This window comes from Streptomyces sp. NPDC048636 (genome assembly GCF_040650655.1).
GTDB lineage: Bacteria > Actinomycetota > Actinomycetes > Streptomycetales > Streptomycetaceae > Streptomyces.
Window position 1 is genome coordinate 539,565 of the sequence record NZ_JBEZHR010000002.1, and the last position, 23,677, is coordinate 563,241.

The following is a 23,677-nucleotide window of genomic DNA, read 5'->3' on the forward strand; positions in this document are numbered from 1 at the left end:
TCCGCGGTCATGCGCCGGTTTGTGCGTCGTCGCCGACGGCGAGGACGGCCGGACGGGGAGGGCAGTCCGGGCAGTCGGATTCGGGTGCCACCAGGAAGGATTCGCTGGAGCCGCCGTCGAGCGGGATCCGGGTCACCGTGCGCGGCGCGCGCATCGCGGTGGTCCTCAGCAGGAAGGCAAGTGCCTCCCCGCCCGCCAGCGCGGCCATCGCGTCGGCCACCGGAGCGGTCGGCGCCGGTGCGCCCCACCCGGCCGCCTCGCGTCCGCGGCGGAAGCAGTCGACGCACCCCGTGTACCCGGGGAAGAACACCGGCCCGACCTCCAGGTGGCCGGGGCTCGCGGCCAGCCGTACCACCGGGATCTGCGGGAACTCCCCCTGGCCGCAGCGGGCGACCGCGTCCGCGAGCAGATCGTCCTCATGCGGGTGGCCGGGGTCGTGCGGTCCGTCGACGCAGATCACCAGTCGGCGGGCGGCATCGCGCACCAGCTCCGTCTGGTCCGGGTCGAGTGCCCGGGCCGCACGGTGGACCTGACCGACCCCGGACCCGCGTAGCTCGTCGGCGATCCGCTGCCCCGCCTCGGAGGCGCCGAGGATACCGGCGGCGGAGTCGGCGAGGGTGTCGAGCAGGGCGGCCACTCCGGGGTATCCGCCGCCGGCGTCCCGGGGCCGGGAGGAGTACGGACGGAGGTGGTCCGGGACGTTCTCGCTGACGGGCCCGGCCGGTGGCTCCACGAGCAGCCGTGCGTTCAACATGCCAAGGATCCGGTGGAGTTGGCCGTCGGAGAGGCCGGTCCCGGCGAGGACATCGTCCTCCGGGTGAAGCAGCCGGGGCAGCACCGAGACCGCGGCGCGGCCACGGAAGACGTAGCGGCGCGACGCGCCCTGCACGATCAGCCCCTGATCGATGAGGGTGACGGACAGGCCGGCGCCCGGCCGGGGTGTGGTCTCATCGGGCACGGTCGGACTTCCCTTTCTCCGCCGTGGCCGGGCGCGGAACCGCCCGCAGACCGCGTTCACCGGGGGCGCCGCCGCAGCGGTCGCAGTCACGGCAGGGCACGACCACGTCACTGGACACGGACAGATCGCGCAGGGACACCCGCGTCACCCGGCCTGTCACACGGTCGGGGCGTTGCAGCCGGGACAGGGCGATGCCCCCGGCGATCCGCGCGCCGTGCGGAAGGTATCCGGCCGAGTCGCGGTCCGGGGCGTTCCCGTGAGCGCGGTGCGGTGCGGTGGAGGCGTCGCGAGCGGCGCCGTGCCGGCGCATGAGCGCGTAGCAGCGGAAGCACGGACCCGCGCCGGGGACCACCCAGGGCCCGACCATGAGGTACGGATTCTCGTCGACGACCGGCAGCCAGGGGGTGCCCGTCCGGTGGGCGAGCCGGTCCGCGTTCTCGCAGAGGGCCGGTGCGGGCCGCCACGAGGCGATGACCACGGCGTCCGCCGTGCCGTCGAAGGCCGCGCGCGGATCCTCGCCGGGATGGAGCCGCACGCCGGGATGGCACTTCTCCATCATCTCGGCCACCCGTCGGCCGAAGGGCCCCGAGCCCAGCACCACCACGTTCTCCCTTGCCTCCACAGACTGATGAACCTTTCCTGGACGGCCCTACGGGGTGCCTGCACGAAAGAGGGGTGTACGGCAGGCACCCCGCCAGCCGCAGTGCACCGGCTGGTCAGAGGGTGCTCGCACATCACCTTGCCAGGGCGGTCCGTCCCGCCCCGGTCGCGCGACCGTCGCAGGACCGGACGCCCGGTGACAGATCCACGACCGTTTCGTGACCGGGGCCGGGTGCGAGGCTGGCCGGGCCGCACCACACAACCCACCGCCAACCTGGAAGAGGAAGGACCGACATGGACGCCGCACCCCCCGACCTCGCCTTGCCGGCACGCCGCGACGCGCTCGCGGAGGCGGCGGAGCGCTCTGCGGGGTTCGACGTCCTCGAGGAGGAGCGGATCTGGGCCACCGCCGAGGAACTGCGTGGTGAGTGCCTGGAGCCGGACCGGTATCCGCGCTGCTCCGAGGCCGAGTACGGGCATCCGCAGGCACGGGTGGTGCCGTTCGACCCCACCGCGAAGATCCGGTGGCAGCGCGGTCTCGACCTGGTGTCACGGTGTCCGGTGTGGGTGCCGTCGGTCATGGCCTGCTACGGGCTCACCGACAACGTCCCGGCGGAGAAGTTCAGCCACCAGGTCTCGACGGGGTACGCGTTGCACACCGATCCGGTGGTGGCCGCGCTGCGGGGCCTGTGCGAAGTGATCGAGCGGGACGCGGTGTCCGTGGTGTGGTTGCAGCGGCTGCCCGTTCCGGCGCTGGATCCGGCGCTCCTCGGCGGGAACGCCGCCGAGATGGTCGAGGCGCTGCGCGAGCGGTTCCCGCGGGTCCATCTCTTCGACGCCACGTCGGACGTGGGGGTGCCGACGGTCTACTCGCTCTTCGGGGCGGAGCATGACACCACCGCACGGATCGGGGTGGCGGCCGGATGCGGTCTCACCCTGGCGCAGGCGGCGGAGCAGGCCGTGCACGAGGCGATGTCCGTGCACGGGGTGGCCCATTGGGACGCGGACGAGGCGATGCCCGGTTCGCTGGCGGAGACGCAGGGCCTCGGCGACACCACGCGCTACCTGGCCCAGCCGCACCACGCCTCCGCGTTCGACTTCCTCCTCGCGGGGGCGGGGGATCTCCGGCCGCCGCGGAGAGCTCCGCTGCCCCGCGATCCGGGGGAGGCGCTGGACGTGATCGTCGACCGGCTCGCCGGTGCGGGGATGCGGCCGGTGGTGGTGGACCGGACACCGCGGGAGCTCCGGGGAGTGGGACTGACGGCGATCAGCGCGGTGGTACCGGACCTCCAGCCGATGGGCGTCGATCCGCTCGCGCAGTTCAAGGGCCACCGCAGGCTGTACGAGGCGCCCCGGCGGATGGGGTACCGCAGTGTGCCCGAGGCCGAACTGAATCCGCTGCCGCAGCCGTTCTCCTGACGGGCTTGCCGGGCCTGACCACATGAAGCCGATGGGCCAGGGGTGGGGATGAGACGATCCCCGGCGCCCCGCGCGGGGGGCGGGGCGCCGGGGATCTTTGTCGGGGGCCTGATCAGATCGGATCAGGCCAGATCGGTGGGCGTCAGCGGACGTTGACGGCCTTCCATGCCGCGCCGACCGTCTTGTACTCGGTGCTGGTCTTGCCGTACAGGTCGCCCGCGGCCTTCAGGGTGGCCTTGCGGGCGCCCTTGTAGTCGGTCGTCGAGGTCATGTAGACGGTCAGCGCCCGGTACCAGATCTTGGCGACCTTCTGGTTGCCGATGCCCTTGACCGTGGAGTGGTCGAAGGTGGGGCTGTTGTACTTCACGCCCTTGATGGTCTTCCGGCCGCTGCCCTCGCTGGCCAGGTAGAAGAAGTGGTTGCCGACGCCGGAGGAGTTGTGCACGTCCAAGTCGCCGAGACCGGACTTCCAGTAGTCGGCGGACGAGCCGTCCTGCGAGGGCTGGTCCATCCGGCGCAGCCACGGCGGGGTGGACTGGTCGCTGAAGAGGTAGTCGGGCTTGTCGACGGCGTTCTTGGCGTACCACTCGACCATGGTGCCGAAGATGTCGCTGGTGGCCTCGTTGAGGCCGCCGGACTCACCGCTGTAGACCAGGTTGGCGGTGGCGCTGGTGACGCCGTGGGTCATCTCGTGGCCCATGGTGTCCAGGTCCACCTGCTCGGCGTCCTTGTTGCCGTCGCCGTCACCGGTGAACATGCAGAAGCAGTCGTCCGACCACTGGGCGTTGTCCCACTTCTCACCGACGTGGACGAAGACCGTGGCGCCCTTGCCGTCGTTGCGGATGCCCTTGCGGCCGAAGGTCTTCTGGAAGTAGTCCCAGGTCCAGGCGGTGTTGGCGTGGGCGTCCACACCGGCGGTGGCGCGGTTGGTGGAGAACTTCTTGCCGTCGCCCCACTCGTTGTCGCGGTCGGTGAGGAGCTTGCCGGAGGTCGGCTTCAGCCCGTCGGCGTCGACGTTCTTGGCGTCCCTGGTGATGGTGCCGCGCTTGGGGTCCTTCAGCGCGTACTTGCCGTTGGACTGCTTGGTGGTGTCGATGCCGATGTCACCGGTGTACTCGGAGTGGCCCTTGCCCCTGGCCTGGTGCTGTGCGTCGTAGGCCGCGATCTTCTTGCCGTTGGCCGCGTCGGTGACGAGGACCTTGGCGACCGGTTCACCGTGGGCGCCGGTGCCCTTCACGGTGGTCTGCCAGGCCAGCCGCGGGGTGCCGTCGATGGCCCAGACGATCAGCTTGGGGCGGGAGGTGGCGTCCTTGACCCCGTCGGTCTTCTTCAGCGCCTGGTCGGCGGTGTGCTGCGGCGAGACGGCCGGGGTGGTCTTCTTGACGGCCACCGTACGTGCTCTGGCCCGGCTGAGGTCGGTGAAGTCGCCGTCCTTCGCCTGGTGGACGACCAAGTCGCCACCGAGGACCGGGAGTCCGCGGAAGGTGCGGTCGAAGCGTATGTGCTGGGTGCCGTCGGCGTCGAAGACGACGTCCTTGACGGTGAGGTCCTGCCCGCTGCCGAAGCCGAACTCCTCGGCGTGCGCACGGACGTTGGCCTCGGCGTGGGCGATGGCCTTGTCCCGCGGTGATGCCGCGGCCTGCGCGGAGGCCGGACCGGCGATCTGAAGGCCGGTGGCGACGAGAGCGGATGCTGCGGCTAGCGCGGCCGCGGCGGCGCGACGGCGCTGTGGGGAAGCCGATATCACGCTGTATCTCCTCGGGGGAGTTGACGGAAAGATGGTGAGATCTTGTCGTTAACAGCGGCAAAAGTGATCAAATCTGAGCGATCTTTACCTGAATTTGACGACGCGCAGCGGGCTTCCCGCTATGAGGACGAACGGAAGAGGGCGCGGGTTGAGTCCGTCGTGGTCCCGACGCGACCTTGGTGACCACTTGGTGGGCGCGGAACGAACGGAACGGCCGCCCGGGGGAGCCCGGACGGCCGTCTTTCGTCAGGGGAGTTGGACCCGCCCCGGACGGTGTTATCTCGGTGGCGCGTGGCCGACGGGTTGCTGCCGTTCCTCGGAGGTGGTGCGCGGCGCGTGGGTCCGCCGGGGCCGCCCGATCAGCACCGCCAGATGTACGACGAGCATCACCGCGCCGGTCACCGCCGCGCTGTGCCACAGCAGGGCGTCCATCCGGCCCGCCGAGAGATACGCGCCCGCGGCCACCGCCACCAGCGCGCACACCGCACGGTCGATGATGCTCTCCACCGACAGCAGGGTGGCGCGCGGAGCGCCGGGTGGCACCGCGTCGTTCACCAGCTTGCGCTGGATCGGATACGCGAAACCGGTGACCGCCGAGAACAGACAGAGCAGTGCGATCGCCGCCATCGGCCCGCCGAGGGTGATCCCGGCCAGCGTCACCGCCATCGCCAGGCTCAGCACCGACACCATCGTCAGCGGTGAGAGTCTGCGCCCAAGCCACTGCGGCCGGGCGGCGCCCACCGCCTCGGCCACGGTCACCGCCGCCAGCACACCGCCGTGCGAGGTCTCGGGGATGCCCTGGTCGATCAGGATCGGCTGGAACAGGTTCACCTGGCAGATCCGGGAGAGCGTGAAGACCGCCACCCCCTGCACCATCACCAGGGTCAGCCAGGGGGAGCGGCGCAGCTGGCGCAGCGCGCCCCCGGCCTCCTTCCAGACCCCCGACCGCCGTTCGCCGCTCTCGCCACCGGCCAGCCGGGGCAGCGCCATGACACACGCCAGTGACGCCGCGGCGCTGGCCGCGCTGAGCACATACGGCGTGGGCCGGGACAGCGCCATCAGCGGTCCCACCAGCGGCCAGCACACCACCTTCGCGGCCAGGCCCAGGGCCCGCGCGGTCCCTTCGGCCCGCAGATAGTGGTCGTCCGCGCCCTCCGCGCGCAGCGCGTCGTAGAGGTACGCGCTGGCCGCCCCCGAGGTGAGGGAGCGGCCCGCGGCGATGGCGAGGAAGTGGACCAGGAAACCGGTGTAGTCGGGGGAGAAGACCGGGGCGAGATTGGCCGCGGTCATCACCACCGCGCCCGCGCGCAGACAGTTGCGGGCGCCGATCCGGTCGGCGATCAGCCCGGTCGGGATCTCGAACAGGCAGAACGCGATGTAGTAGATGGACTGGATACCGAAGATCTGCGCGTCCGAGAGCCCGGCCTCCCGCTGGTAGGCGTAGAAGACCGGCATCCACCACAGCAGGTTGAACAGCAGCTGGAAACCGTTGTTGAGGGCGATGACCCGGCGGGCCCCGGCGGAGAGCGGCGTCCGCCCCTCCGCCGGGGAGCGGCGGAGGAACGGTATGCGGCCCTTCACAGCGCGTACGGGCGGAGCTGGACCAGCCGGAAGCCGCCCTCGTCGGTCATCAGCCACTCGATGTCCAGCGGATCGTCCGGGTCGTCCGAGAAGTGCGACTGGAGCAGCCGTCCGGTCAGCGCGAGATCCGCCAGCCGGGCCCGGTCCGCCGCGGGCAGATCGGCGCCGGAGGAGCCGAGGTCCACGGTGCGGCCCCCGCCCTCCACGGTGTTGTACAGGTACTGCAACGGCAGCGCCGTACCGTCCACGACGCTCTCGGGCGAGCCGGGTGTGCAGTTGATGTAGACGTTGCGGAAGTCCTCGCGCCGGGTGGGGTTGCAGGTGACCAGCACCCCGCCCAGTTCGGCAGGGGCGTACTCCTGGACGATGACGCCCATGTAGGTGTCGTCCAGCGAGATGCCCGCCTCATGGCGCAGCCGCACACTGCGCGGCGACAGCAGCGAGGCCCACACCTGCCGTACCGCGTCCAGCAGTTCGGTCATCCCGTGCACCGTGGTGATGGAGTCGTAGACCCCGGCCGCGGAGAACCCCGGCAGATCCTCGGCGTTGGAGGAGGACCGCACCACCAGCCGTCTGCGGCACACGCTGTCCGCGAACGGGCCGGTGATCCGCGCCGCCACCTCCTCCGGCACCGGGGTGCCGCGCACCAGCTGCTGGAGGCTGAGACACAGCGGGTCCAGTACGTCGGTGGCGCCCAGCTCCAGTGCCATCTTCAGCTTGCCGATGCCCTGTTGGAGGGCGGGCGAGGAGATCAGGAAGCGGTGCTGGAGGGCGAACGGCAGCGCCACGCCCTCCGGTGCGGTGACGGTGGCCGCCACGAACTCCGAGGCCGCCTGGCGCAGCGCCGGGGGATCGGCGGACGCCGGGCCGGCGGAGGCGGTCAGCCGGGAGGCGAGATGGCCGTACAGATCCTTCCGGGGCGGCCGGGAGCGGCCGTAGAAGGCGGTGAGATCGGCGGTGCGGCTGTCCAGTACGTGGTGGAGCTCGCCCAGGTTGGCGGCCTTGGTGCCGTAGCGGTCGTGGTCCTCGCGGCGCAGTCGGCGCAGTTCGAGGACGGGCACGTCCTCCAGCAGCGGCGGCTCCAGCCGGATCCGCTGCTGGTGCCAGGCCGGTTCCGCCAGCTCCGGGATCTCGTGCAGCCGGACCACGCTGACCTCGTCGTCCCGGACCCGGTAGCGCACCCAGGCCCGGTCCAGCCCCTCCGCCTCCACCAGCCGGGCCATATCGCGCACGATGGCGTTGGGGATGCCCCAGCCGGAGGCCAGCACATTGGTGTGGGACAGCGGGGTGATGGGGGCGGCGTTGATGAATCCGGCCACCCGCGGTATGTCGTCCGGCAGACAGTCCATGGCCACGATGTCCGACCAGCCGAGGTGTGCGGCGTGTGCGCGGTAGTCCTCCAGCGAGCCGAACCAGCGCAGCCGGCCGATGGCCTCACCGGTGTTCAGCGGGGTGCGGGGGCGGCTGACGAACAGCTCATGGCTGAGGATGCGCGGCAGCCGTACGTCGCTGACCGGTGCCAGCGCGGCCTCCTGGGCGTGGTTGGCGGGTTTCATCAGCAGCGGCAGCCGCCCGTCCACCCGCTCCCGGACGAAGTCGTAGAACTCCTGCAGCAGCGGGCCGTCCATGGTGTCGGCCTCGGTGGTCTCCAGTACCAGGAACGGACGCTCCCGGCCCTCGGTGTCCTCGTCGGCGTGGAGCGAGACCACACCGAGCAGGAAGCGGCGGCCGGGGTCGGTGTACACCGAGGCGTTGAACGCGTCCAGCTGGGCGTCGAGTTCGTCCAGGTCCATCCCGAGGATACGGGTGGCCACATAGTTGACGTGGAACGGGTGGACGGCGGTGTCCAGCAGATGCCAGGTGTGCTCGACGCGGTCGACCACCACCTTCAGATAGGGATGCCCGGCGAGCACCCCGGACAGCGTCCGGAACAGCGGCAGCGACAGGTTCTCGCCGACCACGGTGGCATCGGTGCCGGGCGCCGTGGCCGGACTCGGAAACGCGGTGATGCCGGTCATCAGGACCTCCCGGCGGCCGGTACGGGCGGAAGGACGGTGGGCAGGGCGTCGTTGAGCCGCTCGAAGTCACGTATCACCGTGACCGGATCGTCGGCGACCAGCAGACACAGCGCCGCCATGGTGTTCGCGCCCGCCGCCGGGTCGTAGACCGGCACCGGGGTGCCGTCCGGCAGCGAGTGCTCGGCCACCTTGGTCAGCCGCCCGCCGGTGGTGATCAGCTCCGAGCGCTGGACGGCGGCGAAGTCCCACAGCCGCCGGTCCGGCCATGGCGCGCCGGAGCCGTCCACGGCCAGCACCACCAGGGATCCGGCCGCGCCCTTGGCGTCCGCCGCGCCCAGCACCGAACCCGGCCCGGGATCGGGCCAGTCCACCGCACGGCCGAGCAGCCGGTCGATGAGCATGCCGATGACGTCCACCCCGAAGACGTCCTCGATCTGCGGCACGGTCATGGCACCGCCGAATCTGGCGGCGGTCTCGATGACCCACATCTCCCCGTCGGCGCCCAGCTTGATCTCGGTGTGGGTGCCGCAGGTGCGCAGGCCGAGCGCGTCCACGGCGGCCGCCGCGAGCTCCACCACCTTCCGTTGGGCGTCCTCCGGCAGCAGGGCCGGGGTGATCGCGGCGCGTTCGGTGAACGGCTCGATCGTGGGCATCCGCCCGCTCAGGCACACCGGATGGTAGACACCGTCGGCCACCACGCCCTCGACGCTGACGTAGTCGCCCCAGCCGGGCTCCTCGAACCAGTCCTCCGCCGTGCCCGTCACGATCTGCTCGACGAGGAAGTCCGCGTCCGCACCTGCCACGTGGAGCTCGGCGTAGCCCTGGCGGGCGGACTCCTCCATCACCTCACGGGCCCGTGCCCAGGCGGGCGCGATGTCCTCCGGCCCGCGCAGGATCTGATGGGCGGTCGACCCGGCGCTCCAGGCGGCCTTCATCAGCATCGGGTACGGGATCTCGGCCGCGGCCTCGTGCAGATCGCGCTCGGTCGCCACGGAGCGGAACCGCGGCTGGGACACACCGTGCGCGTCCCAGGTGCGGCGCATCATCCGCTTGTCGCGGGCCAGTACGCAGTGCGCACCGGCCCCGGCCAGGCCCAGCCGTTCACAGGCGTCGGCCACGGCCACCACGGCGTACTCGGACGGGGTGTAGACCGCGTCGGCGCCGACGGCCTGTGCCTGAGCCGTGATCAGCGCCACCAGGTCCTGGGAGGCGGTGTCCGCGGGGGCGACCACCGAGGCGCACAGCCGGGTGACCACATCGCGTGCGGAGGGCGGAAGGGGACTGAGCACGAGCAGATGCACTTCGGCCTTCGCGGCGACCCGGGACAGCGCGTATTCCAGCGGAGGCCCGCCCTTGGCGTAGACAAACAGCACCTTACTCACAGATAACGACTCCTCGGTTCAGAGTTTCTCGATGGCTCAGCGAAAACCGGCGGGCTGGCACTTCCGCCGCGATCCGGGCCCATCAAGCGAACCAGTCGGGCACCACGCTTACCCACCGAACGGGGGGTGGGCGCTCAGGCAAATGCCTGAGTGTCACCGGGAGTTCACGGTGAGCGAGGGCCCCAAGTGCGGGTTTCGGCCCTTCTCGAACTCAGGTGCGTTCCGGCCGGTTACGGTGCATGTACGTACGGTGTCTGGGCAAGCCTTGGCCATGCCTTAACCATGCCTTCGGTGATCTGCCCGGAGGCCTACCGGAAAGGCGGTTTGTGTCCGATATGGGCCTGAGTACGCTACTTGAGCGCATGCCCGTGTCATGGTGGGAGGCCGATGAGGGGCTGCGCATCGTCAACTGCGGCGGGGGCGCGTTCCATGACCCCGGCACCGCGCAGCGGTTCGTCGACAGCCTCGGCCACACGGCGGACGGCCCGCCCGCGGGAGCGGCCGCCGAGGACCGGGCGGCGGAGATCGACCGCCGCCAAGTCCGGTTCGGCGGGCGGCTGTTCGACGTCACCTCCTACCCGGGACGGCTGGCCGGTGGCCGCGGTGGCGGGACCAGCGGGCTCGCGGTGGACATCAGCGCCCTGGACCTCGGACGGCGCGGCCACGCCGCGGCCTTCACCGACTTCGCGGACTACGCGCCCGCCGCCGCCTTCATCCGCGACATCCACGGCCGCTATCTGTGGGCCAACCACGCCTACGCGCATCTGTACGGCACCACCGCCGAGGCCGTGATCGGCAGCAGCGTCACCGACTTCGACGCCCCCGAGGACGTGGCCACCTTCCGGACCCTGGACCGGCAGGTGCTCAGCTCCGGCAGACCGGTGCGGCACACCATCAGCTACCACCGCCCCGACGGCAGCGCCGGACGCGCGGTCGGCCACCGCTTCCCGGTGACCGAGGGCGATCAGACCTGTGTGGCCGGGATCTATATCGACATCACCGACTACACCCTCGCCCTCAGTCAGCGGCGCGCCGCCGAGGAGGACCTGCAAGCGCTCAGCGAACACAGCGGTCTGCCCTGCGCCCTGCTCTCGGCGGGCGGCCGGATACGCCGGGTCAGCGCCTCGGCCGCCGAACTGCTGCGGATGCGCGTCCCCGATCTGCTCGGCCGCCCCGCCCACGGCTTCCTCGCCCACCACGACGATCTGGCCGGACTGCGCCACGGCTGGCGGGACCTGGTGAACCGGCGCCGGCGCCGGGTGCAGACCTCGGCGGTCTTCCTCGACGCGCGCGGCGACGAGTGGCGGGCCCGGGTGCTGCTCACCGCCGTCAGCAGTGGCTCACGGCGGGCCCGCGGCGTCTGGGCGGTGCTGCCCCACCACACCCTGCCGCACCGGCCGTTGCCCCCGCTGACCGCGACGCAGTTGCGCATCCTCACCCTGCTGTCCGCCGGGCACGGCAACAACGAGATCGCCGCCTCCCTCCGGCTCTCCCGGCAGACCCTGGACTACCACCTCGGCCGGCTGCGGGAGTTGCTCGAGGCGCCCACCCGGATCGCCCTGGTCAGCCGGGCGTATGTGCTGGGCATCCTCGACCCGCAGGCGTGGCCGCCGCGCTCGGCCGTCGGCCGCCACCCTGCCGGTTCCGGCTGAGAAAAAGCGGACGGGGGGCTTCAGTGTGGGGTGGTTCACAGCGCCTTCACCCCATCTCCTGAATGAATTCCTGTTATCCGCTCTCCGGGCCCGGGTCTCCCTCGGTGCCAGGACGACGAGTCGAGCCCAGGAAGAGGGGCGCTGAGTGTGAGCAGCGAGGTCGGAGCAGAGGTCATCGAGGCCGCGCGGTCCGGTGACCCGGCGGCGCGGGATCAGCTCGTCAGCGCGTATCTGCCGTTGGTCTACAACGTCGTCGGCCGCGCCCTCAAAGGGCACGCCGATGTCGACGACGTGGTCCAGGACACCATGATCCGGGCCCTTGGCGGCCTCGGCGGTCTGCGGGACACCTCCGCCTGCCGCTCCTGGGTCGTGGCGATAGCGATGAACCAGATACGCCGCCACTGGCGGGAGCGGCAGGACGCGCCCGTCGGCGGTCTGGGAGAGGTGCACGAGATGCCCGGACCCGAGCCCGACTTCGCCGATCTGACGATCGTGCGGCTGGGGCTGGAGGGCCAGCGCAAGGAGGTCGCCGAGGCGACCCGCTGGCTCGACGACAGCGAGCAGGAGGTGCTCTCGCTGTGGTGGCTGGAGGCCGCGGGCGAACTGACCCGCGCCGAGGTGGCCGCCGCGCTCGACCTCTCGCCGCAGCACACCGCCGTGCGCGTGCAGCGCACCAAGGACCAGCTGGAGACCGCGCGGGTGGTGGTCCGCGCACTGTCCACCACCCCGCTCTGCCGCGATCTGTGGCAGCTCATCGGCATCTGGGACGGCCGCCCCTCCGCCCTGTGGCGCAAGCGAATATCCCGCCACGCCCGCGGCTGCGCGGAGTGCTCCGGCCACTGGTCCGGACTGGTCCCGGCCGAGGGACTGCTCGTCGGCCTCGGGCTGGTGCCGGTGGCGGGCGCGCTGGTGGGCTGGCGCGCGAGCACGGCCGCCGCCGGGCAGCTCCCCGCGGACCCGGCCGGAGCGGCCACACCCGCCGACGGGTGGGCGCACGCGGTGGACACCACGGTGCTTCCGGCGGTGGACAGCGGCGCGGCACATGGCTCGGGCGGCGCACACGCCGCGGGCGGCGCGGCGCGCGGCGCCCGGCACCGGGCCCGTAAGCGGTCGCGGGCGGCCCGCGCCACCGGGGTCGCGGCGCTCGCCCTGGCCGTCGGAGGCTCGGCGCTGCTCTTCGAACTCCCCGGGGGCAAGGGGCATGACGACGCCGGGCGCGGCCGGACCGCACCGCTGGCCGAGGAGGACGCCCCGGCCACCGACGAGCCCACCCCCGACCGCACCACCACCCGGCCCGCCAGCCGCAAGGAGAGCCCCTCCCGGCACTCGGTCACCAAGAAGCCCCGGGCCTCCAAACCCGCCGCGCGGCCCGGCACCAAGGCTCCGACCGCGCAGCCCACCCGCTCCGCGCCGACCACCACGCCCCCCAAGGCCGACCCTCCTTCGGGCAACAGCACCGCGTTCGCGCAGGAGGTCATGGAGTTGGTCAATATCGAGCGCGGCAAGGTCGGCTGCTCCCCGGTCCGGCTCAACGACAAGCTGAACTCCGCCGCCCAGGGCCACTCGGACGATATGGCCGCCCGCGGCTACTTCGACCACACCGCACCCAGCGGCTCCGACCCCGGCGACCGCATCACCGCCGCCGGATATCCCTGGCGCACCTACGGCGAGAACATCGCCAAGGGCCAGCAGACCCCGGCCGCGGTCATGGACTCCTGGATGAACAGCCCCGGCCACCGGCAGAACATCCTCAACTGCGACTTCACGGAGATGGGCCTCGGCGTCAACCGCGGTGGCGGCGGCCCGACCTGGACCCAGGCGTTCGGCGACCGCTGAGGTCGCTTCCGCCCCCCGGGGACCGGCTCATGGCCTCCCGGTACCCATCCGGTCAGCCGGAGGTGAGGGCGAGGTCCCCGGCATCGCCCGGCTCGCCGTGGAGCGGGGCCGCGGGGGCGCGGAGGGACAGCAGGCCGGGGGCGGGCAGGAGCGGCGCCAGAACGCCGGGGGCCGGGACGCCGGTGAGCAACACCGGGTGGACGGCACCCCGTTGGGGCGTGTGCGGGGACGGCCGGTCCGCGAGCGCGGCCGGGACCTGGACCGGTGCCGGAACCGGCGCCGGGAGGGCGTCGGCCGGGTGCTGGGCGCGGGCGAGCAGGACCACACCGCGAGCGGCCGCCGCGGCGCCCGCGAGGGCGAGCGCGGTCCCGGCCGGGCCGCCGTGGAGACGTTCGCCGAGCAGGATGATGCCGATCGAGGCGGCGGCGATCGGGTTGGCCAGGGTCAGGGTGGCCAGCGGGGCGCCCAGACCGCCCGCGTAGGCGCTCTGGGAGAGCAGCAGACCGCTCACCGCGAACGCCGCCACCAGGACGGCCACCGCCGGCACGGGCCACGACAGCACGGCGGTCCCGGTGTGGGCGGTGAGCGCGACGGTGAGGGTCTGGGTGAGCGCCGAGGCGACGCCGGAGGCGATCCCGGACGCGGCGGCGAACCGCAGGCCACGGCCGCGCGGGGTGGCCCGTCCCGACCGGGTGAGCACAGCGATCAGGACCAGCACGACGGCCGCCACCGACAGGGCCTCGGGCAGCGCGAGGGTGTCGTCCGGCGCGGCGCCACCGGTGACCGGCAGCAGGGCGCCGAGGCCGAGCAGGGCCAGCGCGGTGCCGCGCCACTCGGTGCGCAGCACCCGTCGGCCCGCGAGCCGCGCGCCCAGCGGCACGGCCGCGACCAGGGTGAGCGCGCCCAGCGGCTGGACGAGGGTGAGCGGACCGTACGCCAGCGCCGCGACATGCAGCAGCGCACCGGTCGCGTTCAGCCCGACCGCTCCCCACCAGGCGCCGCACAGCAGCAGCCCGGCGATTCCGGCCCGTCGGCTCCGGCCCGCCAGCCGCTCCTGGGCGACGGCGGCGGTCGCGTAGGCCACGGCGGAGGCGAGGGCGAGTACGACGGCTATCAGAGTCGGGTCCATCCGCCGCACCTCCCGTCGGCCCGGCCGTCTGCGGGCCGGTAGCTATCGGTACACGACTGTACCGATACGAGAGTGTACCGGTTCACCGGCGTATCGGTACAGGGGTGTATCGGTACGTCGATGTCTCGGTACACTGCGGGCAGGGGCAGCCGGGAAACCCGGGGAATCCGAGGAGGAAACACATGCCGTCGGAGGCCACGGCGACACCGCAGCGCCGTTCGAAGATCACTCCCGAGCGGGAGCAGGAGTTCTACACGGCGGTGCTCGACCTGCTCCAGGAGGGCGGATACGAGGCGCTCACCATCGAGGGAGTCGCCGCCCGCACCCGTTCCAGCCGCTCCACGCTCTACCGCCAGTGGAACTCCAAACCGCAGCTCGTCGTCGCCGCGCTGCGGTCGGGCAACCGGCGGCCGGCCCTGGAGGGCATCGACACCGGCTCCCTGGAGGGCGATCTGCGCGCGGTCGCCGAGGCCGCCGGGTCCGTATGCGGTGGGGACACCAAGCTGATGTACGCGGTCGGGCACGCCGCGCTGCACGACGACGAGCTGCTGGAGGCGCTGCGCTCGGCGCTGATCGAGCACGAGGTGGCGGCGATCCGGGCGATGGTCCGCAGGGGCGTGGCGCGCGGGGAGGTCGCCGAGGACAACGCGGCGGCCGAGTTCGTACCCACCCAGCTCATCGGTGCGATGCGGGTGCGCCCGCTGCTCGAGGGGCGGCAGGCCGACTCGCCCTACCTGACCCGCTTCCTGGAGTCCTCGGTCTTCCCCGCCCTGGGGATCGGCGTACGGGTCTGACCCCGCCTCCGGGCGGCCGTCAGATCACCGGCGGACGGCCCAGCCGGGTCATCCGCCACACCGTGCGCCAGCGCATCGGACGCCGGGTGCCGCACGGGGTGCGGACCCCCTCCATGAACCCGCCCGCCCACGCCCGCAGACCGTCCAGGGCGCGGGTGCGCACCAGGGTGAGCAGCGTCCAGCTGCCCAGGTAGAGGGGGATCAGGGGGAGCGGCAGATGGCGGCGGGCCAGCCAGACCCGGTTGCGCGCGGTCATCCGGTAGTAGACCGCGTGCCGGGCGGGGGAGGTCTTGGGGTGCTGGAGCAGCAGCTCGGGGGCGTACCGCACGGTCCAGCCGTCGTCCAGCGCCCGCCAGGCGAGGTCGGTCTCCTCATGGGTGAAGAAGAACGCGTCCGGCCAGCCGCCGATCCGCTCCAGCATCGGCACCGACAGGGCGTGGCCGCCGCCGAGGAAGGTGGTGACCTCACCGCCGCGCATCGGGTCCGAGGACCGTAGCCGGGGGACGTGGCGCCGCTGGGTCTCGCCGTTCTCGTCGGCGATGCGGAAGCTCACGATGCCCAGCCGCGGATCGGCCGCGTACAGATCGCGCACCGTACGGAACACATCGGGATCGACGAGCAGTCCGTCGTCGTCGAGATCGATCACCACATCGACATCGCCGAATTCTTGCAGCCGCCGCAGCGCCACATTGCGGCCGCCCGACACGCCCAGGTTCTCGTCCAGTTCGACGGCGGTGACATGCGCGGGGAGCTCCGGAAGCGGGGAGCCGTTGCCGACGACCACGATGCGGGCCGCCGCCACGTCCTGCTTGTCCACCGACTCCAGGAGCGCCGCCACCTCGCGGGGCCGGTTGCCCATGGTCAGAATGGCGACACCCAGGCGGGGTTCGGACACGGCGGGACTCCAGGGCTCGGCGACGATTCCCGCGATCGTAGCCGTTCACCGGAGTGGTCACTTCCGTACAGCCGATGTTCATCAAGGAACGCGCGGCCGGTGGAGCGCATGGCCGGACGAGCGACCGGGCGGCGTCAGCCGTCGAGGGCGGCCACCGCCTTCTTGGCGGCGCCGACCGCGCCCTCTCGTATCACCGCGGCGGACGGCGCCCGGTGGTTGCCGAAGTCGCTGCCGTTGTACGTCACCGTGACCGTCGCATTGGCCTTCCGGACGGTGACCACGGCCTCGCGCACCTGCTGGCCGTCCTCGGTGGCGAGGGTCTCGTCGATCCACGCCGGGTCGCCGAGGCCGGACAGCGGCTCCGCGGAGTCCGGGCCCCGCTTCCCCTCCCCGGAGGTGCCGACGACGTCGAAGGCGAGGTCCAGCCAGCGGTAGTCGTAGTCGTCGAGGGCGTGCCAGGAGCAGCCGGTGCGGCGGGAGACATCACTGGTCCGCAGCTCGTTCCCGGCCGCCGGGGCCCCGGGCACCAGTTTCTTCGCCATGGCCTCGGGGACGGCGGCGCACGGCTTCGAGGGCGCTTTGGGATAGCGGCGCGGCGCCACGGAGTCGCCGGTGGCGGGGGCCGAGGCCGAGGGCTTGGGCGAGTCGGCGGCCTGCCGGGGCTGCGCGTCCGAGTCGCCCGTGGCGGACATGGCCACGCTCGCGGCGGCGAGCACGGCCACGGGCACCAGACGGGCGGCCAGCGTGAGCGGCAGAGAACGCATGGCGGTCTCTTTTCGGTCGAATGGCGATGGTGAAACAGGAGGCGCGAGCGGGGCGATGGGCTGCTGGGGGCGGTGGGAGAGACCATGCCATATGGAGCCGCTGTGGAACACCCCGGGCCCGGAGGAGATCCCCACTGCCCTAAAGGGGTGAATTTACATCTTCTTCACATTATCTACCCAAATCCCTGGTTATCTACGACGGGTGACGATCCATCGCTCCTCGCCCGCGAGCGGTTTACGGCCTTCGGCCCGCCCGCTCCGCCGCCCTCCGCATCTCCCTTCCCCCAGGCCCCGGGCCCACCGCCATCTCCTCCTTCACCACACCGACCTGATGTCACATCAGCCGGTGCGCGGGACGGCGGATTGCGTCAAACGCCCCTTCCGGCAACGGTCCTCATCCAGTGGCCATGTACGTGTTGTGTGCGGGCAAACACCCCGCCGCTCCCCGACACTCCAATTCCTCTGACGCCACGAGCCAGGGGAGAGCACATGGCACACGACTCGCACCAGCGGGCGATACGAGCCGCGGCAGCACGGCTGGGCCGCCGCCGCTTCCTCACCGTCACCGGTGCCGCCGCCGCACTCGCGTTCACCACCAACCTGCCCGGCGCCCAGGCCGCGCAGGTGTCCTCGCGCTCGCTCACCGACGATCCCTTCACCCTCGGCGTGGCCTCCGGCGATCCGCTGCCGGACTCCGTCGTGCTGTGGACCAGACTCGCGCCCCGCCCCTACGAGCCGGGCAATGGGCTGCCCGAGCACGGCACCTTCACCGTCGACTGGGAAATGGCCCGCGACGAGCAGTTCAAGCGGATCGCCCGGCGCGGAACGGCCGTCGCGCACGCCGAGTTCAACTACACCCTGCACGTCGAGGCCAAGGGGCTCGACCCCGACCGCGTCTACTGGTACCGCTTCCGCGTCGGCAAGTGGACCAGCCCGGTGGGCCGCACCCGTACCACCCCCTCCACCGGGGCCCGGATCCATGACCTCCGGTTCGGTCTGGTGTCCTGCCAGGCGTACCACGACGGCTACTACACCGCCCTCGCGCATCTCGCCCGAGAGGACCTCGACGCCGTCTTCCACGTCGGTGACTACCACTACGAGTACGCCGTCAGCGCCACCGGCGGCGCGCGCAACTACACCGACCGCCGCCTCCCGGCCGTCTTCAACACCGAGACCAAGACCCTCCAGGATTACCGGCTGCGCTACGCGCTCTACAAGTCCGACGAGGACCTCCAGGCCGCCCACGCCGCCTTCCCCTGGTACGTCACCTGGGACGACCACGAGACCGAGAACAACTACGCCGACGACGTCGACGAGAACAACAGCCCGTCCGAGGAGTTCCTGGTCCGCCGGGCGGCCGCCTACCGCGCGTACTGGGAGAACATGCCGCTGCGTATGCCGCAGCGGCCGCAAGGCCCCGATATGCGGCTCTACCGCCGCTTCCACTACGGCCGGCTGGCCCAGTTCGACATCCTCGACACCCGCCAGTACCGCTCCAACCAGGCGTACGGAGACGGCTGGCAGTACCCCGGGCCCGACTCCGAGGACCCGGCGCGCACCCTCACCGGCGCGGCCCAGGAGCGCTGGCTGCTCGACGGCTTCCACCGCTCCAAGGCCACCTGGAACGTCCTTCCGCAGCAGGTCACCTTCTCCCAGCGGAAGAACAGCACCGCCGCCCGCTCCCAGCTCTCCATGGACTCCTGGGACGGCTATCCGGCCTCCCGCGACCGGATCCTCGCGGGCGTCGAGCAGGCGGGTGTGGAGAACTTCGTGGTCCTCACCGGTGACGTCCATGTCCACTACGCCTTCGACATCAAGATGGACTTCGACAAGCCCGACTCCCGCACCCTGGGCGTCGAGTTCGTCTCCACATCCCTCACCAGCGGGAAGGACGGCGCGGTCAAGCCGGACAACTGGTCCACCCTCATGGCGGCCAACCCGCACCTCCAGTTCTACAACGGCCGGCGCGGCTATGTGACGGTCACGCTGGACGAGCGGCAGGCACGGGCCGACTACAAGACGGTCTCCGCCGTCACCACCCCGGGCGCGCCGCTCACCACCGCGGCGTCGTTCGTCAGCGAGGCCGGAAACCCCGGTCTGCGCTCCGTCTGACGCCCTCGCGTCCGGTTGACGGTACGCGTCCGGCCCCACCCCGGGCCGGGCGCGTACCCTGCCGTCCGTGGCGACGAGCAACGAAGCGAACCGCGACCGCGAACTGTCCCGGCTGGTCCGGGACGTGGCCGCGCTTCCCGAGGGGGAGCATCCGTGGTGTGCCGGGGTGGCCCTGGCCGCCGGGACCGGCTCGGGACCGCTGGTCCGGGAAGCCTCCGGCTGGGCGGTGCGCCACGCGGCCCACGACCGTGAGCTGCCGCGCGAACGGTGGGTGCCGGTCCGGGCCGACACCGTCTTCGACCTCGCCTCGCTCACCAAGCTCTTCACCACGATCGTGGCGGTCCGCGCCCTCGAACGCGGCACGATCGCGCTCGACGCGCCCGTCGCCGGATACGCCCCGCGCTACACGGCCGCCGCCGAGCACCGCGTCACGGTGCGGCAGCTGCTCACCCACACCTCGGGCCTGGTGCCCGAACTCCCCCTGTACGACTGCGGCTCCGACGAGGAGCGGCTGGCCCGGCTGGCCGCCGAGCCCCCGGTCACCCCGCCCGGTACCGCGCGCCGCTACTCCGATCTCAACTTCCTGCTGTTGCAGGCGGTGCTGGAGGGGGCCGAGGGCGAGCCCCTGGACCGGCTCGTCCACCACACCGTCACCGGTCCGCTCGGTATGACCTCCACCCGCTTCCGCCCGCCCGCCTCCTGGCTGCCGCGGATCGCCGCCACCGAGGACCAGCGGCGCCCCTGGGGCAAACTCGACCGGGGCATGGTGCGGGGCACCGTCCACGACGAGAACGCCTACGCCCTGGGCGGTGTCGCGGGCCATGCGGGGCTCTTCTCCACCGCCGACGACCTCGCCGCGCTCTGCCGCGCCCTGCTCCGGGGCGGCGGGCCGCTGCTCTCCCCGGCGTCCGTGGAGCTGATGCTGACCGCGCCGGGCCTGGGCTTCGAGATCGACCAGCCGTGGTTCATGGGCGGGCTGGCGGGGCGGGGCGCGGCGGGCCACACCGGTTTCACCGGCACCAGCCTGGTCCTGGACCGCGCCACCGACTCCTATCTGGTGCTGCTGGCCAACACCGTGCACCCGCGTCGCCGCCCCGCCGACAGCCGCCCGAGAGCGGCCGCGGCGACGGCCCTTTCGCGGGCCGTACGGAGCGGCCGGTGATCGCGTCCGTCGTGGTACGCCTCAAGTCGGCCCGTGGCAGGGCGAGTCGGGCCGCTCGGGGCGCGGCTCGAGGCGCGGGTCAGTCCTCGGCGGGCGGCCAGACATCGCCCCATACGGTGTCACGGGCCGCGCGGTAGAGGGGGCCATGGCGCTTGGTGACCGTCCGGCGGGTCAGCCCCTCGTCCGCCGTGCACAGATCCAGCAGGACCTGGCCCTTGCGGATCTGGGGGTGGCGGGTCACCCGGGACGTGGCGGGCGGGGCGGGGAAGCGGACCGCGGCCACATAGCTGAACTTCTCGTCCTCGTACGACAGTGAGCCGCCCTTCACCTGGCGGTGGAGGGAGGAGCGGCTGACGCGCGCGGCGAAGTGGCACCAGTCCTCACCCGGCGCGATCGGGCAGGCCGCGCTGTGCGGGCAGGGTGCGATCACACGCAGGCCCGCCGCGGTGAGCCGGTCGCGGGCCGCACGGACGCGGGCGAAGCCGTCGGGGGTGCCCGGTTCGACCAGCACCACGGCCCGGGCGGCGCGCGCGGCCTCGTCGACGACCGCGTGCCGGTCGGCCTCGGTCAGCTCGCCCAGTACGTACGAGACGGTGACGAGGTCGGTGGTGTCGGGCAGTGCCAGACCGTCACCGATGGCCAGGCGCCGCCACTGGGCGCCGCGCAGCGCCTCCGCGTCCGCGTGGCGGGCGAGTTCGCGGCCGAGGGCGAGGGCGGGCTCGGCCCAGTCCAGGACGGTGGTGGTGTGGCCGCCGTCCGGCCAGGCGGCGGCCACCGCCCAGCTCGCCGCGCCGGTGCCGCCGCCGATGTCGATATGGGAGGCCGGGGCCCAGTCGGGGGCCTGGGTGCGGAAGGCGGTGAGGGCGGCGCGGACCGCCTCGAAGGTGGCGGGCATCCGGTAGGCGGCGTACGCGGCGACATCCGAGCGGTCGCGCAGTACGGGCGCGTCGGTGGGGGTGCGGCCCCGGTAGTTGGCGATCAGCCGGTCGACCGCCTGCGCCGCCTGGCGGGGCGGCAGTCCGTCGAGGAGCCCGGCGAGCGCGGTGCGCAGTGTCTCGTCGGCGGGGGCGGGGTGAGGGGCGTGCATTGTGCGGATTCTACCGGCCGGGGTGGCGCTTGGAGGTCCGAGACGATACGTATCGGTTCGAGGTGCGGAGATCCTTCGATAGATTGGCTCCATGGCCGACAAAGCGACCCCCGACGCCACCCGACGCAACCAGCGCTCGCACCGCGCGATCCTCGACGCCGCCATCGAACTCGTCGGTGAGGTCGGCTATCCCAAGCTCACCATCGAGGCCATCGCCGCCCGCGCCGGGGTCGGCAAACAGACCATCTACCGCTGGTGGCCCTCGAAGGCCGCGGTGCTGCTCGACGCCTTCGTCGCACTCGGCGAGCGGGCCGCCCGGGAGGCGGGCGGCGAGGACGTGTACGAGATCCCCGACACCGGGGACCTGGAAGCGGATCTGAAGGCCGTGGTGCGGGCGACGGTCGACGAGTTGAACGCGCCCGGGTACGACGCCCCGTCGCGCGCCCTGGCCGCCGAGAGCGTGATCAACGCCGAAGTGGGCGCGGAGTTCGTCCGCCGGGTGCTGGAGCCGCAGCTCCAGCTCTATGTGAAGCGGCTGCGCGCCGCGCAGGACGCCGGACAGGTGGACCCCGCCGTCGATCCGCGGATCGCCCTGGAGCTGATCGTCGGGCCGCTGGCCCACCGCTGGCTGCTGCGCACCCTGCCGCTCACCCATGAGTACGGCGACGCCGTGGTCGAGCTGGTGCTGCGCGGGGTCACCGTGCGCTGAGCACCGGTCCGCCCGGCGCGGCCCGTCCGGCCGTCCATCCCCCGGCCGCCCGTACCGGCGGGGGCGGGGTGCCCAGCCGCTGCGGCGCGTCGGTGATGATGCCGTCGCAGCCCAGCCGCAGCATCCGGTCCCGCTGCCCGGGGGTGTTCACGGTGTGCGCCCAGACCCGGGGGATGCCCGAGGCGACGGCCCGCCGCACATCGGCGTCGCTCGCCTTGTAGTCCACGTCCAGCAGTTCGACGATGCCGCGCCAGTCGCGCGGCTGATCGGTGGCCATCTGCCGGGCGGACCGCCACAGCTGGGTCCGCAGCCCCAGACCGTGGGCCTGCCGGGCCACCTCGGGGTGGTTGGTGTTGACGAAGACCGAGCGGACCAGCCCCCGGTCGCGGATCATCCGGGCCAGCCGCGGCAGGCTCTCCGGGTCCTTGGCCTCGACCATCAGCGTGCTCCGGCCCCCGAAGCGGTCCAGCACCTCGGCGACGGTGGGCGGCCGCTCGGGCCGCCAGCTGCCGGGGAGCGCGGGGTCGGGGCGCAGCCGCACGGACTGCCAGTCGGCCGCGGTGAGGTTCTTCACGGGACCGGTGCGGTTCGTCGTACGGTCCAGCGTCGCGTCGTGGATCACCACCAGCGTGCCGTCCCCCAGCGCGCGGGTGTCGAAGTCCAGGACCTGCGCGTGGTGCCGGACGAACGCGGCGGTCAGCCCGGACATGCTGTTCTCGGGCTCTTCGAGGGCGCCACCGCGGTGCGCGGTGTAGACGATCGCCTGATGGGGCCGGGCCGGGCGTATCGCCTCCGGAAGCGGGGCGCTGATGAGCGGGGCGGGGCGGCGTGCGAAGGGCCGCCCGGCGGGGTGGGCCGCGAGGGCCACCGGTATCGACAGGGTGAGGATCGCCATACCGGTCATAAGGCGCCTGGTGATCATAAACGGAACGCTAAGGGCCGGACATCCGTTATGCCCTGATATCAGCACCCGGACGTGGGTCTCTCCCGTACCCCGGATGCGGACACCGGCCCCCTCGGGAGCAGGATGGTGGCAGCATTGATCGGGTACCGGCCGTACCGCCGGTACCGGCGGTGAAGCGAGGCGGTAGATGGAACGCAAGGGCAGGTTCTCCCAGTGGCTGCGTCGGCCGAGGAGCGGATCGGGCGGCGATACCGGCACGGGAGCGGGCGCCGGGGGCGTCCGCGAGGACCTGCTCCTGGCCGCCGCGGCCGCGGGATTCCCGCTCGCGCCGGCCGCCCATCCATCCGGCTACGGCTGTTCCTGTGACCGCATCGGCTGTCCGACCCCGGCCCGCCACCCCGTCTCCTTCGCCTGGCAGACCCAGGCCAGCACCGACCCGGACAAGGTCACCGGATGGCTGCGCGCCGATCCGCAGGCCAACTTCATCACCGCCACCGGCATCGTCCACGATGTGCTCGACGTCCCCGCGGACGCCGGCCGGCAGGCCATGGAGTCGCTCGGTGAGGCCGGGGTCGAGATCGGGCCCGTCGCCACCACCGGCGCCGATCTCCAGCAGGGCCGGATGCTGTTCTTCACCGCCACCCGCGGCACCCCGGACGACGAGGACGAGTGGTGGCCCTGTGAGCTGGACTGCCACCCCGAGACCATGGACGAGCACCCCGGGCTGCGCTGGCACTGCCGCGGCAGCTATGTACTGGTACCGCCCGCGCGGCTGCCGGCCGACGGCCACGTGGGCTGGCTGCTCGGCCCGGAGCGGCCGCTGCCCGACCCGCTGTCGCTGCTGGAGTCGCTGACCGACGCCTGCGCCCGCTTCATCGGCGAGGGCCATGAACACGACCACGCCGCCTGGCCGATGGGACGCTGACCG

The 23,677-nt window shown here is 72.4% G+C and carries 19 protein-coding genes; 8 read left to right on the forward strand and 11 right to left on the reverse strand.

The genetic code is table 11. The features are described from left to right. Nucleotides 1–7 precede the first annotated feature (7 nt). On the reverse strand, nt 8–958 hold the full coding sequence (locus AB0C66_RS08285) for a hypothetical protein (RefSeq protein ID WP_362434455.1): 951 nt from the start codon (nt 956–958) through the stop codon (nt 8–10). After that, on the reverse strand, nt 948–1,580 hold the full coding sequence (locus AB0C66_RS08290) for a TOMM precursor leader peptide-binding protein (protein WP_362434458.1): 633 nt from the start codon (nt 1,578–1,580) through the stop codon (nt 948–950). Before AB0C66_RS08290 ends, AB0C66_RS08285 begins: the two co-directional genes overlap by 11 nt. A gap of 272 nt (nt 1,581–1,852) precedes the next feature. Here AB0C66_RS08290 and AB0C66_RS08295 point away from each other — a divergent pair, with 272 nt between their 5' ends. Beyond that, nucleotides 1,853–2,977 (forward strand): YcaO-like family protein, encoded by a 1,125-nt coding sequence (locus AB0C66_RS08295; RefSeq protein ID WP_362434460.1) that lies wholly within the window; start codon nt 1,853–1,855, stop codon nt 2,975–2,977. A gap of 142 nt (nt 2,978–3,119) precedes the next feature. Here the strand turns inward: AB0C66_RS08295 and AB0C66_RS08300 are convergent, their stop codons facing one another. From AB0C66_RS08300 to AB0C66_RS08315, 4 genes are all read right to left on the reverse strand, one after another. Further along, a complete protein-coding gene (locus AB0C66_RS08300) occupies nt 3,120–4,724 on the reverse strand; it encodes a M4 family metallopeptidase (protein WP_362434462.1) in 1,605 nt (534 codons plus the stop codon). A 276-nt stretch (nt 4,725–5,000) separates the two neighbouring features. Continuing rightward, the gene (locus AB0C66_RS08305) at nt 5,001–6,305 is read right to left on the reverse strand and encodes an MFS transporter (RefSeq protein ID WP_362434465.1); all 1,305 of its coding nucleotides are present in this window, start codon (nt 6,303–6,305) and stop codon (nt 5,001–5,003) included. Next, entirely contained in the window at nt 6,302–8,323 is a 2,022-nt protein-coding gene (locus AB0C66_RS08310) for a PEP/pyruvate-binding domain-containing protein (RefSeq protein WP_362434467.1), read from the reverse strand. The genes AB0C66_RS08305 and AB0C66_RS08310 overlap by 4 nt, the downstream gene beginning before the upstream one ends. Further along, entirely contained in the window at nt 8,323–9,705 is a 1,383-nt protein-coding gene (locus AB0C66_RS08315) for an ATP-grasp domain-containing protein (RefSeq protein ID WP_362434469.1), read from the reverse strand. Before AB0C66_RS08315 ends, AB0C66_RS08310 begins: the two co-directional genes overlap by 1 nt. A 362-nt stretch (nt 9,706–10,067) precedes the next feature. Here AB0C66_RS08315 and AB0C66_RS08320 point away from each other — a divergent pair, with 362 nt between their 5' ends. Further along, nucleotides 10,068–11,357, forward strand: a complete 1,290-nt coding sequence (locus tag AB0C66_RS08320; protein ID WP_362434471.1) for a PAS domain-containing protein — start codon at nt 10,068–10,070, stop codon at nt 11,355–11,357. Between the two features lie 147 nt (nt 11,358–11,504). Continuing rightward, complete coding sequence (locus AB0C66_RS08325) at nt 11,505–13,193, forward strand: sigma-70 family RNA polymerase sigma factor (RefSeq protein WP_362434474.1); 1,689 nt, start codon at nt 11,505–11,507, stop codon at nt 13,191–13,193. A 52-nt stretch (nt 13,194–13,245) separates the two neighbouring features. Here AB0C66_RS08325 and AB0C66_RS08330 read toward each other — a convergent pair whose 3' ends face one another. Beyond that, entirely contained in the window at nt 13,246–14,322 is a 1,077-nt protein-coding gene (locus AB0C66_RS08330) for a DMT family transporter (protein WP_362434476.1), read from the reverse strand. A gap of 182 nt (nt 14,323–14,504) precedes the next feature. Between AB0C66_RS08330 and AB0C66_RS08335 the strand changes: the two genes are divergently transcribed. Continuing rightward, on the forward strand, nt 14,505–15,116 hold the full coding sequence (locus AB0C66_RS08335) for a TetR/AcrR family transcriptional regulator (RefSeq protein WP_362434478.1): 612 nt from the start codon (nt 14,505–14,507) through the stop codon (nt 15,114–15,116). A 19-nt stretch (nt 15,117–15,135) separates the two neighbouring features. Here AB0C66_RS08335 and AB0C66_RS08340 read toward each other — a convergent pair whose 3' ends face one another. Then, the gene (locus AB0C66_RS08340; protein ID WP_362434480.1) at nt 15,136–16,011 is read right to left on the reverse strand and encodes a glycosyltransferase family 2 protein; all 876 of its coding nucleotides are present in this window, start codon (nt 16,009–16,011) and stop codon (nt 15,136–15,138) included. 134 nt (nt 16,012–16,145) lie between these two features. Continuing rightward, nucleotides 16,146–16,775, reverse strand: a complete 630-nt coding sequence (locus AB0C66_RS08345; RefSeq protein ID WP_362434484.1) for a hypothetical protein — start codon at nt 16,773–16,775, stop codon at nt 16,146–16,148. A 489-nt stretch (nt 16,776–17,264) separates the two neighbouring features. On the opposite strand from AB0C66_RS08345, the gene AB0C66_RS08350 reads away from it, so the two are divergent. Further along, the gene (locus AB0C66_RS08350; protein WP_362434487.1) at nt 17,265–18,887 is read left to right on the forward strand and encodes an alkaline phosphatase D family protein; all 1,623 of its coding nucleotides are present in this window, start codon (nt 17,265–17,267) and stop codon (nt 18,885–18,887) included. A gap of 124 nt (nt 18,888–19,011) precedes the next feature. Then, a complete protein-coding gene (locus tag AB0C66_RS08355; protein ID WP_362435597.1) occupies nt 19,012–20,049 on the forward strand; it encodes a serine hydrolase domain-containing protein in 1,038 nt (345 codons plus the stop codon). A 79-nt stretch (nt 20,050–20,128) separates the two neighbouring features. Here the strand turns inward: AB0C66_RS08355 and AB0C66_RS08360 are convergent, their stop codons facing one another. Then, nucleotides 20,129–21,136 (reverse strand): small ribosomal subunit Rsm22 family protein, encoded by a 1,008-nt coding sequence (locus AB0C66_RS08360; RefSeq protein WP_362434489.1) that lies wholly within the window; start codon nt 21,134–21,136, stop codon nt 20,129–20,131. Between the two features lie 91 nt (nt 21,137–21,227). Between AB0C66_RS08360 and AB0C66_RS08365 the strand changes: the two genes are divergently transcribed. After that, nucleotides 21,228–21,845: a TetR/AcrR family transcriptional regulator gene (locus tag AB0C66_RS08365; RefSeq protein ID WP_362434492.1), complete on the forward strand. Its 618-nt coding sequence runs from the start codon at nt 21,228–21,230 to the stop codon at nt 21,843–21,845. Here the strand turns inward: AB0C66_RS08365 and AB0C66_RS08370 are convergent. Next, a complete protein-coding gene (locus AB0C66_RS08370) occupies nt 21,832–22,767 on the reverse strand; it encodes a glycerophosphodiester phosphodiesterase family protein (RefSeq protein WP_362434494.1) in 936 nt (311 codons plus the stop codon). The two genes, AB0C66_RS08365 and AB0C66_RS08370, sit on opposite strands and share 14 nt — an antisense overlap. Before the next feature lie 169 nt (nt 22,768–22,936). Between AB0C66_RS08370 and AB0C66_RS08375 the strand changes: the two genes are divergently transcribed. Further along, complete coding sequence (locus tag AB0C66_RS08375; RefSeq protein WP_362434497.1) at nt 22,937–23,674, forward strand: bifunctional DNA primase/polymerase; 738 nt, start codon at nt 22,937–22,939, stop codon at nt 23,672–23,674. Nucleotides 23,675–23,677 lie beyond the last annotated feature (3 nt).

Excerpts from the sequence above, each read along its gene's own strand:
- AB0C66_RS08295 (WP_362434460.1), top strand. The coding sequence starts at position 1,853 with ATGGACGCCGCACCCCCCGACCTCGCCTTGCCGGCACGCCGCGACGCG.
- AB0C66_RS08310 (WP_362434467.1), bottom strand. The coding sequence starts at position 8,323 with ATGACCGGCATCACCGCGTTTCCGAGTCCGGCCACGGCGCCCGGCACC.
- AB0C66_RS08320 (WP_362434471.1), top strand. The coding sequence starts at position 10,068 with ATGCCCGTGTCATGGTGGGAGGCCGATGAGGGGCTGCGCATCGTCAAC.
- AB0C66_RS08330 (WP_362434476.1), bottom strand. The coding sequence starts at position 14,322 with ATGGACCCGACTCTGATAGCCGTCGTACTCGCCCTCGCCTCCGCCGTG.
- AB0C66_RS08335 (WP_362434478.1), top strand. The coding sequence starts at position 14,505 with ATGCCGTCGGAGGCCACGGCGACACCGCAGCGCCGTTCGAAGATCACT.
- AB0C66_RS08345 (WP_362434484.1), bottom strand. The coding sequence starts at position 16,775 with ATGCGTTCTCTGCCGCTCACGCTGGCCGCCCGTCTGGTGCCCGTGGCC.
- AB0C66_RS08350 (WP_362434487.1), top strand. The coding sequence starts at position 17,265 with ATGGCACACGACTCGCACCAGCGGGCGATACGAGCCGCGGCAGCACGG.
- AB0C66_RS08360 (WP_362434489.1), bottom strand. The coding sequence starts at position 21,136 with ATGCACGCCCCTCACCCCGCCCCCGCCGACGAGACACTGCGCACCGCG.
- AB0C66_RS08365 (WP_362434492.1), top strand. The coding sequence starts at position 21,228 with ATGGCCGACAAAGCGACCCCCGACGCCACCCGACGCAACCAGCGCTCG.
- AB0C66_RS08370 (WP_362434494.1), bottom strand. The coding sequence starts at position 22,767 with ATGATCACCAGGCGCCTTATGACCGGTATGGCGATCCTCACCCTGTCG.
- AB0C66_RS08375 (WP_362434497.1), top strand. The coding sequence starts at position 22,937 with ATGGAACGCAAGGGCAGGTTCTCCCAGTGGCTGCGTCGGCCGAGGAGC.